This window comes from Acidovorax sp. 94 (assembly GCF_003634645.1).
In the GTDB taxonomy this organism is placed as follows: domain Bacteria; phylum Pseudomonadota; class Gammaproteobacteria; order Burkholderiales; family Burkholderiaceae_C; genus Acidovorax; species Acidovorax facilis.
Map to the genome: position 1 here is coordinate 3,982,812 of NZ_RBJA01000001.1, position 16,999 is coordinate 3,999,810.

15 protein-coding genes and 1 pseudogene are annotated in these 16,999 nt (G+C 66.8%); 10 read left to right on the forward strand and 6 right to left on the reverse strand.

Features of this window, described 5'->3' with window-relative positions; all coding sequences use genetic code 11:
* Window positions 1–109: 109 nt before the first annotated feature.
* Window positions 110–1,501 (forward strand): homoserine dehydrogenase, encoded by a 1,392-nt coding sequence (locus C8C94_RS18300; RefSeq protein WP_121421716.1) that lies wholly within the window; start codon window positions 110–112, stop codon window positions 1,499–1,501.
* Between the two features lie 179 nt (window positions 1,502–1,680).
* Here the strand turns inward: C8C94_RS18300 and C8C94_RS18305 are convergent, their stop codons facing one another.
* Window positions 1,681–2,307: an FMN-binding negative transcriptional regulator gene (locus C8C94_RS18305; RefSeq protein ID WP_121421717.1), complete on the reverse strand. Its 627-nt coding sequence runs from the start codon at window positions 2,305–2,307 to the stop codon at window positions 1,681–1,683.
* A 1-nt stretch (window position 2,308) separates the two neighbouring features.
* The gene (locus C8C94_RS18310; protein ID WP_121421718.1) at window positions 2,309–2,788 is read right to left on the reverse strand and encodes an OsmC family protein; all 480 of its coding nucleotides are present in this window, start codon (window positions 2,786–2,788) and stop codon (window positions 2,309–2,311) included.
* A 108-nt stretch (window positions 2,789–2,896) separates the two neighbouring features.
* Here C8C94_RS18310 and C8C94_RS18315 point away from each other — a divergent pair, with 108 nt between their 5' ends.
* Complete coding sequence (locus tag C8C94_RS18315) at window positions 2,897–4,357, forward strand: PLP-dependent aminotransferase family protein (RefSeq protein ID WP_121421719.1); 1,461 nt, start codon at window positions 2,897–2,899, stop codon at window positions 4,355–4,357.
* A 1-nt stretch (window position 4,358) separates the two neighbouring features.
* On the opposite strand, the gene C8C94_RS18320 is transcribed toward C8C94_RS18315, so the two are convergent.
* Window positions 4,359–5,468 (reverse strand): MBL fold metallo-hydrolase, encoded by a 1,110-nt coding sequence (locus tag C8C94_RS18320; RefSeq protein ID WP_121421720.1) that lies wholly within the window; start codon window positions 5,466–5,468, stop codon window positions 4,359–4,361.
* Window positions 5,469–5,620: 152 nt separating this feature from the next.
* Between C8C94_RS18320 and C8C94_RS18325 the strand changes: the two are divergent.
* From C8C94_RS18325 to C8C94_RS18335, 3 genes and pseudogenes are all read left to right on the forward strand, one after another.
* Window positions 5,621–6,235: pseudogene (locus C8C94_RS18325) on the forward strand (TetR/AcrR family transcriptional regulator); the annotation flags it as partial.
* A gap of 210 nt (window positions 6,236–6,445) precedes the next feature.
* Complete coding sequence (locus tag C8C94_RS18330; protein WP_121422964.1) at window positions 6,446–6,973, forward strand: gamma carbonic anhydrase family protein; 528 nt, start codon at window positions 6,446–6,448, stop codon at window positions 6,971–6,973.
* A gap of 189 nt (window positions 6,974–7,162) precedes the next feature.
* On the forward strand, window positions 7,163–9,031 hold the full coding sequence (locus tag C8C94_RS18335; protein ID WP_121421722.1) for a radical SAM protein: 1,869 nt from the start codon (window positions 7,163–7,165) through the stop codon (window positions 9,029–9,031).
* A 15-nt stretch (window positions 9,032–9,046) separates the two neighbouring features.
* Here the strand turns inward: C8C94_RS18335 and C8C94_RS18340 are convergent, their stop codons facing one another.
* A complete protein-coding gene (locus C8C94_RS18340) occupies window positions 9,047–10,126 on the reverse strand; it encodes an ankyrin repeat domain-containing protein (RefSeq protein WP_121421723.1) in 1,080 nt (359 codons plus the stop codon).
* Between the two features lie 49 nt (window positions 10,127–10,175).
* Here C8C94_RS18340 and C8C94_RS18345 point away from each other — a divergent pair, with 49 nt between their 5' ends.
* Window positions 10,176–10,865, forward strand: coding sequence for an HAD family phosphatase (locus C8C94_RS18345; protein WP_121421724.1), 690 nt, complete (start codon window positions 10,176–10,178; stop codon window positions 10,863–10,865).
* A gap of 64 nt (window positions 10,866–10,929) precedes the next feature.
* Here C8C94_RS18345 and C8C94_RS18350 read toward each other — a convergent pair whose 3' ends face one another.
* A complete protein-coding gene (locus C8C94_RS18350) occupies window positions 10,930–11,229 on the reverse strand; it encodes a hypothetical protein (RefSeq protein WP_121421725.1) in 300 nt (99 codons plus the stop codon).
* Between the two features lie 105 nt (window positions 11,230–11,334).
* Window positions 11,335–12,696, reverse strand: a complete 1,362-nt coding sequence (locus C8C94_RS18355) for a hypothetical protein (protein WP_233573509.1) — start codon at window positions 12,694–12,696, stop codon at window positions 11,335–11,337.
* A gap of 228 nt (window positions 12,697–12,924) precedes the next feature.
* On the opposite strand from C8C94_RS18355, the gene dinG reads away from it, so the two are divergent.
* The 4 genes from dinG to C8C94_RS18375 all read left to right on the forward strand — a co-directional run bounded on the left by dinG (window position 12,925) and on the right by C8C94_RS18375 (window position 16,982).
* On the forward strand, window positions 12,925–15,087 hold the full coding sequence (gene dinG, locus C8C94_RS18360; protein ID WP_121421726.1) for an ATP-dependent DNA helicase DinG: 2,163 nt from the start codon (window positions 12,925–12,927) through the stop codon (window positions 15,085–15,087).
* 62 nt (window positions 15,088–15,149) lie between these two features.
* A complete protein-coding gene (locus tag C8C94_RS18365) occupies window positions 15,150–15,509 on the forward strand; it encodes a zinc ribbon domain-containing protein YjdM (protein ID WP_121422966.1) in 360 nt (119 codons plus the stop codon).
* A gap of 246 nt (window positions 15,510–15,755) precedes the next feature.
* Entirely contained in the window at window positions 15,756–16,259 is a 504-nt protein-coding gene (locus C8C94_RS18370) for a pyridoxamine 5'-phosphate oxidase family protein (RefSeq protein WP_121421727.1), read from the forward strand.
* Between the two features lie 297 nt (window positions 16,260–16,556).
* A complete protein-coding gene (locus C8C94_RS18375) occupies window positions 16,557–16,982 on the forward strand; it encodes a CopG family transcriptional regulator (protein ID WP_121421728.1) in 426 nt (141 codons plus the stop codon).
* Window positions 16,983–16,999 lie beyond the last annotated feature (17 nt).

Here is a 16,999-nt window from a genome sequence, read left to right on the forward strand (position 1 = left end):
TTTCGGCAGCCACCTGGTGATCGCTCTCTTCTCCCCCAAGACGAATGCACGAAACCCAGCTCTGGCAGCTGGGTTTTTTTGTTTGTTCGTTCGTTAGCCGGAGAAGTCCATGTACCGCGATCCCGTCCAGTCCCTCGAAGCCCCGTCGTTGCAGTCGCCCACTGCGGCCATGCGCCCCCTGCGCGTGGGCATGATCGGCATTGGCACCGTGGGCGCGGGCACCTTTCGCGTGCTGGCACGCAACCAGGCGCTCATCGCAGGCCGCGCAGGGCGGGACATCAAGCTGGTGGTGGTCTGCGCCCGCAGCCTCGCCCGCGCCATGAGCGTGGTGGGCAAAGATGTGGCCCTGACCAACGACCCCATGCAGGTGGCCACACACCCCGATGTGGATGTGCTGGTGGAAGCCGCTGGCGGCACCGGCCCTGCGCGCGACTGGGTGCTGGCCGCCATCCGCGCGGGCAAGCATGTGGTCACGGCCAACAAGGCGCTGCTGGCCACGCACGGCAACGAGATCTTTGCCGCCGCCCGCCAGCACGGCGTGGCCGTGGCCTATGAAGGCGCGGTGGCGGTGAGCATCCCCATCGTAAAGGCGCTGCGCGAGGGCCTGACGGCCAACCGCATCGAGTGGGTGGCGGGCATCATCAACGGCACCACCAACTTCATCCTGAGCAAGATGCGCGATGAGGGTGTGGGCTTTGCCGAAGCGCTGGCGCAGGCCCAGGCGCTGGGCTATGCCGAGGCGGACCCGACATTTGACATCGAGGGCGTCGACGCTGCGCACAAGATCTCGCTGCTGGCGGCCAATGCGTTTGGCATGCCGGTGCGCTTTGCCGATGCGCAGGTGGAGGGCATCACCCGCCTGCAGGGGCTGGACGTGTCCTGCGCCGAGCAGCTGGGCTTTCGCATCAAGCTGCTGGGCGTGGCCAAGCGGCGCAAAGAGAGCGATGTGGACGGCGTGGAGCTGCGCGTGCAACCTGCGCTGGTGCCTGCCGCGCATTTGCTGGCGCAAGTGAACGGCTCCATGAACGCGGTGATGGTCAAGGGCGATGCTTCGGGCGTGACGATGTTCTACGGCGCGGGTGCGGGGTCCGAGCAAACCGCATCGGCCGTGATTGCCGACCTGGTGGACGTGGCGCGCCTGGATGGCACCCGTGCACAGCAGCGCGTGCCGCACCTGGGGTTTCACCCCCAGGCGATGGACGAGCAACTGGCCGTGCTGCCCAGCGCAGCCGTGCATACCCGCCACTACCTGCGCGTGCCTGTGCACAGCGCCCAGCAGATCGAAGCCGTGGGTGCCTGGCTGGCGGCGCAGCACGTGCCCGTGCAGCGTGTGGAGCTGGCCTGCGACAAAGCGCTGCCCACGGGCAGCGAGCCCCAAGTGCTGGTGCTGACCGATGCCGTTGCCCAAGCCACGGTAGACCTGGCCGTGCACGCACTGGCCGCCCACCCTGCGGTGGCCGGGCCAGTGGTGGCGCTGCGGGTGGAGCTGCTGGAGGGATGATTCGTCCATAACCCGTTCACGCTGAGGCTGCCGAAGCGCCGCGCACGGCTTCGACAGGCTCAGCCCGAACGGTGATGAACGATTTCAGCCACCTAAAAAATATGATCAAAACAGGCTCTAGCGCTTATCTATCAAGCGCCACAAGCTATCAATTTTGATACTGGCGTGTACTCAAGGCATCAAGCCGCCAGCACCAGCGCGGCCATGTCTTGTGCTGCAGATGTGCCCTCGGCCATCAGGCCTTGCACCACGCCCGCGCGGTCGGTGTCGGTGCGGTTCTGGCTCACCTTCCAGACGCCTTCCCAACGCTCCACCGCCAGCTCGATGCCCACGATGGCGCCCAGCAGCTTGTGGATGTAGTCGGGCGGGGCATCGTCAATGCGCCAAGGGTCGGGGCGGTGCGCCTCGTGCCGCTCGCTCAGAATGTGCAGGATGGCGCGCAACTGCACTGGATCGTCCACCGCGCTGAGCGTGCCGTGGGCGTGCACGGTGGCGTAGTTCCAGGTGGGCACCTGCTTGCCGTCGATGGCCTTGGACGGATACCACGAGGGCGACACATAGGCCTGGGGGCCGTGGAAGACCGCCACCGCTGTTTGCGGCAGCAGCGGCCACACGCCGTTGCCGCGCCCCACATGGCCCACCAGCGTGCCGTGCGGTCCGCGCGAGGGGTCCAGATACAAAGGCACATGGTTCACGTGCAGCGTGCCCTCGTGCGACACGACCAGGGTGGCCAGGGGCTGGGCCTGCAGCAGTCCCCGCTGCGCGGCCGGGTCGGTGACTTGAAACTGGCGGTTGGCAATGGTCATGTCAGGCTCCATCCACTTCGAGCACGGGCGCGCAGTCGATCTGCGTCTTGACCGAGTTGGCCAGAAAGCACGATGTGTGGGCGCGGTGGTGCAGGTCGTCCAGCTGGGCAGCGCTGGGCGCGTGCGCCGCATCAAAGCGCGCGACGGGCCTCAGCTGCACATGGGTGACCACTAGCTGGCCCTCTGCGTTCTTGGCCATGGTGCCCACGGCCGCGTCGGCATAGTGGTTGAGCCGATAGCCCGCGCGGCTGGCGAAGTCCATGAACCACAGCATGTGACAGCTCGACAGCGCGGCGACATAGGCTTCTTCCGGGTCCACCGCTGCCGCGTCGGAATACGGCAGCGGCACGACATGGGGTGACGACGACGCGGCCACGGTGGCGCCGCCATCGAACTGCCAGGTGTGGGCGCGGTGGTAGCGCTTGTCCAGAAAGTCATCGTTGCCACGGGACCAGGTGATAGTGGCGGTGTGCTCGGCCATGGATAGGTCTTTCTTGCGGTGGCCGGGCCTTGGAGGAAACACAAGCCCGGGATTTCTAAAATGGCTCTTCAGTTTATGGTTGCACTACCACAACCAAGGGGCCAATTCATGCCAGTTGCCGGAGCCAATCCCAAAACCACAGCCCCCCGGGACGGGCGCCTGGGCCAGTTGCGCCAGCAGGTGTACGAGCAGCTGCGCAGCGCCATCGAACAGGGCCGGCTGCCGGCGGGCACGCGCCTGCCGCCGTCGCGCGAGCACGCAGCCAGCCTGGGCGTGTCACGCAACACCGTGCTGTGGGCCGTGCAGCGCCTGCAGGCCGAAGGATATGTGGAGGCGCGTGTCGGCGACGGCACCTATGTCTCGCAGGCCGCGGGCGCACCGCCCACGCAAGGGCTGGTGGCGCCTCCGCGTGGGCTCTCGCGGCGCGGGCAGCTCATTGCCGAGACGGCTGCCCGCTGGCGGCCGCCGCATGTGGCGGCACGCGCGTTCCGCATCGGCGCGCCCGAGGTGGACACGTTTCCGTTTGCGCTGTGGGACCGCCTCGCGCGCCAGGCCCGCCCCGGCCAGCGCAGCGCACGCGCGCAGTACCTGGACCCTGCGGGCGACCCCGAACTGCGCCAGGCCGTGGCACTGTGGCTGTGGGCTTCGCGCGGCATCCGCTGCGATGCGGCGCAGGTGGTGGTGTGCTCGGGCTCGCAGCAGGGCATCGACCTGATCGCGCGGCTGCTGCTGGACGTGGGCGATGAGGTGCTGGTGGAAGACCCTGGCTACCCAGGCATCCGCGCCAGCCTGCTGGGCCACGGCGTGCTGGCGCGGCCCGTGGCGCTGGATGCGCAGGGCCTTCGCATCGACGAGGGTGCGGCCCAGTGGCCCGGCGCGCGCATGGCGGTGGTCACGCCCACGCACCAGTTCCCCACCGGCGTGTGCATGGGCCTGGCCCGGCGGCAGGCGCTGCTGCAATGGGCGCGCACGCACGACGCCTGGGTGGTGGAAGACGACTACGACGGCGAGTTTCAGTACGGCGGCGCTGCCCAGCGCGTACCCGCCCTGTGCAGCCTGCCGGGCTCGGAGCGCGTGCTGTATGTAGGCACCTTCAGCAAGACACTACACCCCGGCCTGCGCCTGGGTTTTGTGGTGGTGCCGCCCGCACTGGTGGAGGCCTTTGCCATGGCCCGGGCCATCACCGACCGGCACGCGCCGGGCGACACCCAGGCGGTGCTGGCGCGCTTCATTGCAGAAGGCCACCTGCTGCGCCATCTGCGGCAGATGCGCGAGCTGTACCAGGCGCGCCAGCGGGTGCTGGTTGACGCGCTGGCCGATACGAGCGGTGGGGCCCTTCAGCTGGCGCCCAGCGACCGGGGCATGCACCTGCTGTACGAAGCCGCCCCAGGCAGTGACGACGAGACCCTGAGCCGCAAGGCGCTCACCGCCGGGGTGATGCTGGCGCCACTATCGCGCTATGCGATGCAGTCCACGCGGCGTGGCTGGCTGTTGGGGTATGCAGGCTATAGCGAAGCCGAGATCGTGGCCGCCGCGCGCGTGGTGGGCGGGCTGGCGCGCATGCGGTAAATCACCACGCGCCGGGCTGCGGGGCCAGGGCCACGCTTCGGTCCACTGTCGTGGCCTCGGCCTGCGGCTCCACCTTGCGCCACCAGTGGGTGGACAGCGCGGGCGCGCGGATGTCCAGCCGCTCGCCCATGATGGGCGCCACCAGCGGCACCTGCGCTGCCGCTGCGAGCGCGGTGATGCGCTCGAACGGCTCCACCCAGGGGTGCAGCGACAGGTCGAACGTGCCGTTGTGGATGGGGAACAAATGGCGCCCCTTCACGTCCAGATGGGCTTGCAGGCTCTCCTCGGGGTGCATGTGGATGTCGGGCCAGTCGGCGTTGTAGGCGCCGGTTTCGATCAGCGTCAGATCGAACGGGCCGAACCGCTCGCCAATGGCCTTGAAGCCGTCGAAATAGCCCGTGTCGCCGCTGAAGAAGACGCGGACTTGGTCAGCGCCTTGACCCGCGATCAGCACCCACGAGGCCCACAGCGTGCTGTTGCCGTCCGACAAGCCCCGGCCCGAGAAATGCTGCGCAGGCGTGGCCACCAGCTGCAGCCCGCCAATGGTGGTGCCCTGCCACCAGTCAAACTGCTGCACCTTGGCCGCAGGCACGCCCCAGCCAATCAGCCGGTCGCCCACGCCCAGCGGCGTGATGAAGTGCTCCACCTTGGGCGCAAGCTTCTGGATGGCTGCGTAGTCCAGGTGGTCGTAGTGGTCGTGCGACAGGATCACGCCGGTAATGGGCGGCAGCTCGTCAATCGTGATGGGCGGCGCATGAAAACGCTTGGGGCCCAGGAACTGGAACGGCGAGGCGCGCTCGGAAAACACCGGGTCGGTCAGCCAGAACTGGCCGTTGATCTTAAAGAGCAGGGTGGAGTGCCCCAGGCGCCACAGGCTCAGGTCGGGCGCTGCCAGCAGGTCTGACCGCATCACCGCGTACACCGGCACGGGCTGGCGCGGAACCGAGTCGTCGGGCTTGCCGGTGGCAAAGCGCCACATCACCTCCAGCGTCTTGAGGGCGCCCAGCGCATGGCGGGGTGCCACGTTGCGAAATTTGCCACCCGCAAACTGCGGCGACTGTTCATAGGCGGCCACCGGCTGGGCGGCGCGGGAAAAGAGGCTGTAGGCCATGACGATCAGTACAACGAAGGCGACACAAAGTGCCGGGAGCAGACGGCGGCGGCGGGCGATGGAGAGTGACACCGGATCTGCGACATAGAAATTACACTGCACAGTGTAGTTCACTTTTTAGAAAAGTAAACTACCCGGTGTAAAATTTGCGCATGATCGCCTCCCAGCCCATCCCTCGCCTGACCGACCGCAAGCGCGATGCCATCGTGCAGGCCGCCATCGGCGAGTTCCGCGAACACGGCTTCAACGGCACCAGCATGGACCGCGTGGCCGCAGCGGCGGATGTGTCCAAACGCACGGTGTACAACCACTTCCCAAGCAAGGAAGAACTGTTCGAAGCCATCCTGCTGCTGATGTGGGAGCGCAGCCAGTCACCCGACGAACTGGCCTACACCCCCACGCGCCCGCTGCGTGACCAGCTGCTGGAGCTGCTGGCGCAAAAGATGCGCCTGCTCAACGACGCGAGCTTCATCGACCTGAGCCGCGTGGCCATGGCCGACATGATGCACACCCCCGAGCGCGCGCGCGGCATCACCGCCAAGCTCTCGGCCAAGGAAGAGGGCCTGCCGCGCTGGCTGCGCGCGGCCCAGCAGGATGGCCGCCTGCGCGCCACCATGGATGTGCCCTACGCCGCGCAGCAACTGCAGGGCATGGTCAAGGCCTTCGCGTTCTGGCCCCAGCTGGCCATGGGCCAGCCGCCCCTGAGCGCCGCACAGCAAGCGCAAGTGGTAGAGGATGCGGTGGACATGTTTCTGGGGTTCTACGCCGCGCCCACCAAGGAGGCCAAGTCCCCCGCAAAAAAGGCCCCGGCTGGAAGCACGGGCAAGGCAGCGACAGCCCCTATTGCAACCTCTGCGAAACCTGCCCCTCGCCGCGCCCCAGCGCGCTGACCCACGCCACCACCCTGGCCAGCAAACCGGCGTGAGGAGCGATTTGCACTACGCTCACCCGTTCTTTCCATGCAGCCTGACACCAAGATGCCCCTCGCTCCCTACCTCGACACCGCCCCGGTCCTGGACACCGGCGTTTTCATCCACGACTCTGCCCAGGTCATCGGCGACGTCAGGCTGGGCCGCGACAGCTCGGTGTGGTGCAACGCCGTGCTGCGCGGCGATGTGAACCGCATCACCGTGGGCGTGTGCAGCAACGTGCAGGACCTGACCATGGGCCATGTGTCGCACCGCAACGCCAGCAAGCCCGAAGGCTCGCCGCTGGTCATCGGCGACTACGTGACGGTGGGCCACTCGGTGATCCTGCACGGCTGCCGCATCGGCAACGAATGCCTCATCGGCATGGGTTCCATCGTGATGGATGACGCCATCATCGAAGACCGCGTGATGCTGGGCGCGGGCAGCCTGGTCTCGCCCGGCAAGGTGCTGGAGAGCGGGTACCTCTACATCGGCCGCCCGGCGGTGCGCCAGCGGGCGCTCACCGATGCGGAGATTTCTTATCTGAAGTATTCGGCCGAGCACTATGTGCGGGTGAAGAACAACTACCAGGGATGACCTGTGGCACACCCCACGCGGCTGCGGTGCCCCCGGCGCCCCCCGCCCACCAGGGATAAAGCCGGGCCGGGATAATCGGGGGTTCCACGACCCCTGCGGCGGCACCGCATCGCCCCATTGCCTGTTTCCACCATGTCTGCCGTCGCCCCCGCCTCACCCGTCCAGCGCGTCCTCTCCGTCATCCCCCCGATGACGCAGCTGAACACGCCATACCCCTCCACCGCCTACCTCACGGGCTTTCTGCGCTCGCGGGGGGTGACGGCGTTCCAGGAAGACCTGGCATTGGCGCTGGTGCTGCGCCTGCTCTCGCCCGAAGGGCTGCGCGCGGTGGCCGCCCAGGTGGATGCGCTGCCCGCCAAAAAGCAGAGCCCCGCCGTGCAAAGTTTTGCGGAGCAAAAGGACCGCTACCTCGCCACCATCGGCCCCGCCATTGCCTTTTTGCAAGGCCGCGACAGCACGCTGGCGCACCGCATCGTGGGACGGAACTACCTGCCCGAGGGCCCGCGCTTTGCCACACTGGATGTGTATGTGGATGACGAAGGCGGGGACCCGCTGGGCTGGGCCTTTGGCGCGCTCGGCCTGACGGACAAGGCCAAGCACCTGGCCACGCTGTACCTGAACGACCTGGCCGATGTGCTGCGCGACGCGGTGGACGAGCGCTTTGAGTTTGTGCGCTATGCCGAATCGCTGGCGGGCAGCCAGCCCACGTTTGACCCGCTGGCCAACGCGCTGGCGGCAACACCCACGCTGGTGGACACGCTGCTGGAGCAGCTCACGCACGAGGCGATTGCCAAGCACCAGCCCAGCGTGGTGCTGCTGTCCGTGCCGTTCCCGGGGTCCGTGTATGCGGCGTTCCGCGTTGCGCAGGCCATCAAGGCGCGGCACCCGCACATCGCCACCGTGCTGGGCGGCGGCTTTGTGAACACGGAACTGCGCGAACTGGCCGACCCGCGTGTGTTCGACTTTTTTGACTATGTGACGCTGGACGCTGGCGAACGCCCTTTGCTGGCGCTGCTCGAACACCTGCGCGGCGAGCGCGGCCGCCAGCGCTTGGTGCGCACCTTCGTGCGCGGTGACGATGGCGCGGTGCAGTACATCAACATGATGGAAGCCGACATCGCCTTTGCCGAGGTGGGAACACCCACCTGGGACGGCCTGCCGCTGGACCGGTATCTGTCGCTCCTGGACATGCTCAACCCCATGCACCGCCTGTGGAGCGATGGGCGCTGGAACAAGCTCACCGTGGCGCATGGCTGCTACTGGAAGAAGTGCAGCTTTTGCGACGTGAGCCTGGACTACATCAGCCGCTACGAAGGCGCCAGCGCCGCCGTGCTGGCCGACCGCATCGAGCAGATCGTGCGCGAGACGGGGCAGACCGGCTTTCATTTCGTGGACGAAGCCGCACCGCCCAAGGCGCTCAAGGCGCTGGCTACCGAGCTCATCGCGCGCAACGCAGGCATCAGCTGGTGGGGCAATGTGCGGTTTGAAAAAACCTTCACGCCCGACCTGGCCGAGCTGATGGCCGACAGCGGCTGCATCGCGATCTCGGGCGGGCTGGAGGTTGCATCGGACAGGCTGCTGCAGCTCATGAAAAAAGGCGTGTCGGTGGACCAGGTGGCGCGCGTGACCCGGGCCTTCACCGACGCGGGCATCCTGGTGCATGCGTACCTGATGTACGGCTTTCCCACCCAGACGGTGCAGGACACGGTGGATGCGCTCGAATACGTGCGCCAGCTGTTCGCCAACGGCTGCATCCAGAGCGGGTTCTTCCACCGCTTTGCCTGCACCGTGCACTCACCCGTCGGCAAGAACCCCGAGGAATACGGCGTGACGCTGGCGCCGCTGCCCCCCGGTGACTTTGCCAAGAACGACGTGGCCTTCATCGACCCCACCGGCGTGGACCACGACGCGCTGGGTGGCGCGCTCAAGAAGGCCATCTACAACTACATGCACGGCATCGGGCTCGAAGAGGACGTACGCACGTGGTTCCCATTCAAGGTGCCCAAGACGACGGTGCGACGTGACCGGATCGAGCGGGCGCTGCAGCAGCGCGGCTGAGCCCGCAGTATTTCTTCAAGCAGCCGCCATGAAATCCAGGATGTCGTCGAAGTCCTTGCGGTCCTTGGGCGTCAGGTACTTGTAGGCAGCGAACGACTGCTGGAGCATTCCGGTCAGCCGGTCACGGCGTTGCACGAGTTCGGCCTTCCACGCCGGGTCGCGCACCAGCAGTTTCAGGATAGCGAGCTTGCCGTCCAGGTTCTCATACATGGCGTCGAACGAGCGGGCCGTGAGCTCCAGCAAATTGGCCAGCTTGGGCAGGCCGCGGGTTGTGGCGCCCTTGTCCAGCAGCAACTGCACGATCTTGGCTTGGTGGTAGTAGATGGCGATCTCGATGGGGTAGCTGGTTTCCGATGCGCCCTGAGCGCGCCCATCGGGGTCGGCACCGTGCTGCAGCAGCAGGTCCACGATCTTGGGTGCAGAGAACCGACAGGCCTCGTACAGGTTGGGATAGCCCTTGTGCGGCAGGTTGGGGTCGGCGCCATGCTCCAGCATGAGCTGCACGACCTTCACGCGCTTGTCGGTGATGGCCTTGTTCAGGCAGGAGTAGCCGGAAGAGAATGTGCTGTTGGGGTCGGCCCCCTTCTCCAGCAGGGCCTGCACGGTGGCCTGGTTCTTGGAGAACCCGATGGCGCGGATGAAGGCATAGGTCGGGTCGTTCTGCTCGCGCTCGGCGGCCTCGATGATCTTTCCCACACGGCCGAGCTGGGCGGTCGGGGCCAGGGTCTTCATCAAGGCCACGACATCTACGGGCGGCTTTTTCTTGCCGTCGATGAAGCCATATTCAAGCTTGCGGGCGACCTCATCATCGACCAGTTCGGCATGCAGCGCATGGCAGACCTTGGACAAGGGCTTGATGAAATCACCAACATCGGCAGAGCCCGAGGTGAATGCCGCGTCGATCACCAGGCCCGAACGCTCGTAGTGGTCAAAGCCCAGGTGGTCCGTGGGGTGGATGCTGATCTTGCGGGCCGCGAAGAAGGCCCTGACTGCCGCTTCAAGCCCGGCACCACCGGGAGTGCTGAAAACCGCATGCAGTGTGTCGGCATCGGTATCGTTCTTGCAGACCAGCGTGAATCGCGTCGTGGCTTCCATGTTCCCTCGGATGGACTGAAGCAGTGGTTTTTGCAGGCATCATATTTCGATGCAGATACCCCGCCCGCCCTTCACCGCCGCCATCTTCGACATGGACGGACTGCTGGTCGACTCCGAGCGCGTGACCCTGCGCGCCTGGCTGGACGCCACGCGGGCGCGGGGCATTGCACTGGCAGAGGCCGACTACCTGCAGGTGGTGGGGCGCGCGTCCACCGACTCCGACACCATGCTCACGGCTTTGCTGGGTGGTCCGCAGATGTTCGAACAGGTGCAGTCCGATGTGGCTGCGCGCCTGTGGGACGCAGGGCCAGAGCCCCTGTTTCCCCTCAAACCCGGCGCCGCATCGCTGCTGCACGCCTTGCGGCAAGCAGGCGTGCCCTGCGCGGTGGCCTCATCCTCGCGGCGCGACGAGATCGAGCACCGCCTGGGCAGGGTGGGCGTGCTGCAGCACTTTCACGCCTGGGCTGGCGGCAACGAGGTGCCGCGCGGCAAACCCGACCCCGCCCTGTACCAGCTGGCGGCTGTGCGCTTGGGCGTGGACCCCGCACAGTGCCTGGCGTTTGAAGACAGCGAGAACGGTGCACGCGCAGCGCAAGCCGCAGGGGTCGCGGTAGTGATCGTGCCGGACCTCAGAGCGCCGGGCATCGAGGTGGTGGAGCGCAGCCACGGCGTGCTCGAATCGCTGGTGCACGCCCATGACCACCTGCCGCGCTGGTTCAGGGCGGCGCGGGTGCCGTAAAACTGATAAGAATCGGCCTCTAGCGCTTATCCATCAATCGCAAACAGCTATCAAATTTGTAGCATTACCGTTTCTGCTTCTGGTACGCCTTGTCGGCCGGTGGCCCCCGGTCGGTGTCCTGCAGGCCACGTTTCACATCACGGTAGGCCTGCTCCATCTTGGCGTCGGGTTCGCCGTCGGTCATGTTGACCGCCTCGTCGCGCTCGTGGGGCAGGCGGGGTTCGGGCCCGCTCAGGTCTTCGGGTCCGCTGCCAGGGTGCGGCTGGGGCTGGGTGGTGTTCACGCGCCGCTCGGTGCGGGCGGGCACAGGAGCGGAGGGGATGATCTCCTCTTCCTTGCGGGGGGCTGTGGGGGTCGTTTTCATGCGGGGCCTTGGTATGCAACGTGGAGTCCCTTCACCCTAGCGCCGCTGGCCTCCCCGCTCTGTAGGCCCAGGCCCTGCGCCGCTGCGGGCGTGCGGAGCCTGCTGTCACCAGAACAACCACCGCTCCAGCGCATGGAGCACGATGACCACGATCACGCCGAGCAAAAAGAGGATCGCCTTGCGGCGCGCCCGCGCGCTCACCACCAGCTTGTAAACCGTGTACGCGGTGAGCGTGCCCACAAAAGGCGCAGCGATGGCGGCCCCGGACAGGACGATGGCCACGAGCTTGCCCCAGCCGTCGGTCCCGCCCATGGTCCAGATCGAACGCAAGTAGATCGCGCTCGGAATGGCCAGGCCCAACCACAGCACCCCGGACGCCACTGCCACGCTGACGTGGTGCGCGAGCAGGCCATAGAGCACCAATGCGCCCACCACCCCGCCCAAGAACGCCACCCGCTTGAGCCAGAGCGGTAGCGGCTCAGCAGAGCGGCGCGCTGGCGTGGCTTCACGGGCCTTCTTCGCCGCTGCGGCCTCCGCCTGGGCCCGTTCTTTTTGCAGTTGTTGCTGCTTCTCGGTGGATTCACGGGCACCACGCAGGAAGTCGTCCACCGCTGGGTTGTCCACCTGGCCCAGGATCCGGCCCGTGCGCGACAAGGCCTGGTCGCGCTGGGGCAGTTCGGTCTGCAGGGACGCCCCCTGGCTGAACCACTCACCCATCTGCGCCAGCCACCCCACGCCGGGCGGCGGCAGCCCAAGGCCACCCTCGCCCGCGCGGCACAGGTAATGCTGCGTGCTTTGCGGCGGGATGAGCTGCCGCGTGCTGTACCGGGGCAAATAGCATTGCATCAACGGCGCAGCCGCCTGCTGGCCGGGGCGGCCCAGGCGCAGCGCAAACTCCGGCAAAGGCACGGGCTCGCCCAGCCCATTGCGCACGCCCAGCCAAAGGTAAAGGCCCCGAGGCCGGCCATCTTTGGCCCGGTGCACCCAGAGGCCAGGGCCTTCTTGGGCAATGCTGTCCGCGCCCAGGGCATCCAGCTCGGACGGCAGCGGAACATCGGGGCCGTCCATGTCCCATAGCGGCCGCAGCTGGGCTTTGAGGAGGGAGGGCCAGACCGCACGCGCTCGGCGCTGCAGATCGTCCGCATCGACCTCGCGCCCGTGAGCGATGGCAACTTCGATGGTGCGACTGGCCTTCGCCGGCCGCCCTTCCAGGGCGAGCAACCATTCGTCGAGCAATGCAAGCCGCAGATAAAGCGCATCGGCCCCTTGTCCCTGGGCCTCTGCCGCACGCATCCATGCGTACCGGGCAGGGTGCTGCGGCACCAGCTCCTGCGCCAGCAACTGCTGGCGCGCAGGGCTGCCTGCCTGGGCAGCCGACGATGCGGGTTGTTGTGCCCATGCGCCCGATGCACCCACCATGCACAGCACCACCGCAAACCACAGCACCCGCAGCAGGATGCGTTGCACACTTTTCGCCCCACCCGGAACACAGCTTGCGCTTGCCATTGCCCATGGCCTGCAGCGCAGCAGCGGACCGCAGTTCAGCGCAAATCCCCACGCATTTCCCCCCTGCATCTTTGCTCTCCTGTAGCTGTGCGGGGATTTTCTTTCAAGGCAGCAGCAGGGGGACAGCCCGCCCATCTGCCACAAGGCACTGCCCAGCGTCAACCTGTCTTCGGCATGCGACACTACTGTATGTCTCAACAGGTGTGGGCCGCGCAGGCCCTTGAATCTTTCGATGCGGTGGTGTCAGCCACCGAGGGTTTTCGCAGCCGTGCCGGCCAGCGGCTGATGGCCGAGCAGGTGGCGCGCACGTTCAGCAGCGCCACGCTGGGCAAGGTGGATGAAGAAAGCGGTGAAGACGCGCCTACGCGGTCCATCGCCGTGATCCAGGCGGGCACGGGCGTGGGCAAGTCGCTGGCGTACTGCGCGCCCGCCATCGCCCTGGCGCTGTCGCGCGGCACGCGGGTGCTGATCTCTACCGCCACCGTGGCGTTGCAAGAGCAGCTGGTCAACAAAGACCTGCCCGCGCTGGCCGCGCTGCTGCCCCAGCCCTTCAAGTTTGCGCTGGCCAAGGGGCGCGGCCGCTATGTGTGCAAGCTCAAACTCGACCGCCTGGCGGGCACGGGCGAGGCCGAGGAAGAGGCCGACGACGACCTGTTTGCCGAGGAGGAAGCCGCCGCCCGCGCCAAGCGCCCCCGGCACGAGACCGAGGCGCGCATCCAGTTCTATTCGACGATGGCGCAGACGCTGTCGAAAGGCGCCTGGGATGGCGACCGCGACAGCCTCGATACGCCGCCCGAGCCCGAGGTGTGGAGCCCCGTGGCGGCCGAGGGCGCATCGTGCACCGGCAAGCACTGCCCCGCCTTCAGCCAGTGCACGTACTACGACAAACGCAAGGAGCTGGTGGGCGCGCAGGTGATCGTAGCCAACCACGACCTGCTGCTGTCGTCGCTGGGCGCGCGCGTGCTGCCCGAGCTGGACAACTGCCTGCTGGTGCTGGACGAAGCCCACCACCTGCCCGCCACGGCGCTCGACCAGTTCGCGTGCAGCATGGACCTGTCGCGCATCACCTGGATCGAGCGGCTGGCCAGCCGGGGCCTGCGCATCGGTGCGCTGCTGGAAGTTGAGGAGATTGCCGACATCCCCAAACATTCGGCCCAGCTGCGGCAGACGCTGCAGGACCTGGCGCGCATCGTGATGGATGTGTACGGCGCCCAGCTCAAGAGCCAGCCCAGCGCCTGGGGCCCGGCGCGCGTGCGCGTGCCACGCGGCGAATTGCCAGAGCAATTGATTGCCCCGCTGGGCCTGCTGGCCGCCAGCGCTGAGGGCTTCCTCGACGCCCTGCGCGCCATCAGCAAAGCCCTGCGCGCCGAGATGCGCGACAAGCCCGACGAGGCCAAGCGCCTGTCCACGCTGTACGCACAGATCGGCATGCTGGCCCCGCGCCTGGAAGCGCTGCACGCCACGGCCCAGTTGCTGCTGCAGGATGCGCCCGAAGGCGCGGTGCCCGCCGCCAAGTGGTTCACACTGGAGGTGGATGGCGACTTCATCGTGGTCAAGGCGCATGCCAGCCCCATCCTGCCCGGGACCACGCTGCGCAACCACCTGTGGAGCGCCGTGCGCGGCGCGGTGCTGACATCGGCCACGCTCACCAGCTGCGGGCACTTTGACTTCTTCTTGCGCGAGGCGGGCCTGCATGGCGATGAAGCCACCACCACGCTCGAAGTGCCCAGCCCCTTCAACTACGCCGCGCAGGGCACGCTGATTGCGGCCGAAACCCGCGCCGACCCCAAGAACGCCGCGCAGTTCACCACCGAGATGGTCGATGCGCTGCTGCACGACATCGCCCGCGTGGAATACGGCGCGCTGGTGTTGTTCACCTCGCGCGAGCAGATGCGCCAGGCCGTGGATGCATTGCCCACCGCCATGCGCAGCGTGGTGCTGGTGCAGAACGCGCTGCCGCGCACACAGCTGCTGCGCCGCCACCGCGAGCGGGTGGAAAACGGCGAGCCCTCGGTCATCTTCGGCATGCAGTCCTTCGGCGAAGGGCTGGACCTGCCGGGGCGGCTGTGCGAGTCGGTCTTCATCACCAAGCTGCCCTTCGCCCCGCCCGACGACCCCGTGGGCGAGGCCCGCGCCGAGTGGCTGCGCGCCGTGGGACGCGACCCGTTCAGCGAGCTGGTGGTGCCCGCCACCGCCATCCGCTTGGCGCAATGGGTGGGCCGCGCGATTCGCACCGAAGAAGACATGGCGCATGTGTACTGCTACGACAAGCGCCTGACGCGCACCAGCTACGGCCAGCGGCTGCTCAAAGGGCTGCCACCGTTTGCGCTGGAGCAACGCGCGCCGCTGTGAAGCGGCGACACTTTGCGCACCGATTTCACAACCACTACAACAACGACAGAGAGGACCCCACCATGCCCCACACCACCCCTGCCTGCCCCCAATGCGGCCTGGAGAACACCTACCCCGATGGCAGCAACTATGTGTGCCCCGACTGCGCGTTTGAATGGCCGCAGGTGGCCGATACTGCCGAGTCCGATGCCGCAGAAGCAGGCGACGGCGTGGTGCGCGATGCCAACGGCAATCCACTCGCAGACGGCGACGCGGTGATCCTGGTGAAAGACCTCAAGGTCAAGGGTTCGTCGTCCACGCTCAAGAAGGGTACCAAGATCAAGAGCATCCGCCTGGTGGATGGCGCCGATGGCCACAACGTGGACTGCAAGACCGACCTGGGCAGCATGCTGCTGAAGTCGGAGTTTTTGAAGAAGGCGTGAAGCGCCTTCCCTCCACCTGGCGTACCACGCTTTACCGTGACAGCACGGCAGGTGCTGCGCAAGGTGGAGGTACCGGTGCAGCCGCACGGGCGGCATAGGTAACGCCCGGTCCTGGCCCATCCTGTCTGGGCGGGTCGGACGGGATGTCGGACAAGCGCCCACGCACAGGCGGGCAGGGGGACGACGCGGCGCATGGCGCGGGCGGCCTAGAGTCGTAGCACCCCCTCCATTTCACGGAAGCCCCCCATGCACCACGACACCCCCGGCCACGAAACCTTGTGGAAGCTCATCAAGGACATTCGGTTTGGCATGCTCACGCACCGCACCTCCACGGGCATGCTGCACGCGCACCCGCTCACCACGCAAAACCGCCAGTTTGACGAACACGGCGAGCTGTATTTCTTCATCCCCAAGTCGGGCGAGCTGTACGAACGCCTGCTGACCGATGGCGAAGTCAACGTGTCGTATGCCAACCCGGACGACGACAGCTACGTGTCGCTGTCGGGCCAGGCACGCGCTGTGGACGACCATGCGCAAAAACAAGCCCTGTGGTCCCCCATGGCCCAGGCGTGGTTCCCTGGTGGCGTGTCCGACCCCAACCTGGCGTTGCTGGCCGTGCGCATCCGCCATGCCGAATACTGGGATGTGGATGAAAGCAAGATGGTGCAGCTCTTCAAGATGGCCAAGGCCGCCATCACGGGCGAACCACCGCGCAGCCTGGGCGAGCACAAGGAACTGACCTTGTATTGAGCTGAGCGGCAGGCCCCCGGGCGGCTGTTTCCCCAAGGTGGGGCAGGGGCCGGAGGCACGCCGCACCCTGCCGCGATGCCAGGAAGAGCGTCAGCGTCTTGCACAGAAATTCAAGAAAAAATGGGCTCCAGCGCTTTTCTATCAAGCGCTAATAGCTACATATTTCATAGCAAAACCATCGAACCATGGAGCCCACGGGCTCCTTTTTCTTTGGGCCACGGCTCTTGAAACAGCGCGCCAAGGCATCCACATGCCATCCATACACCATCCCATTGGATGTTTTATGGAGTTCCCCCGATGAACAATATCGTTCCCATCGCCCCGTCGCGCGGCAAGGTGCCCGAGTCCGAGAAGGTCACGATCAACCTGGGCTTCGTGGACCTGGGCCACATTGATCTGCTGGTCTCCGAAGGCTTTTACGCCAACCGCACCGACTTCATCCGCACCGCCATCCGCAACCAGCTGACCGCCCAGAACGACGCCGTGCGCCAGGTGGTGGCCCGCAAGATGCTTGTGCTGGGGCTGCAGCGTTTTGGCCGGGCCGAGCTGGAGGCCGTATTGGCGGCGGGCCAGGCGCTGGAGATCCGCGTGCTGGGCCTGGCCAGCATCGACGACGACGTGCCGCCCGCCCTGGCGCAGGCCACGATTGCCTCGGTGACGGTATTGGGCGCATTCCATGCCAGTGCGGCCGTCAAGGCCGCCCTGGCCGGGCGCATGCATTGAACACCACCGACCCGGAC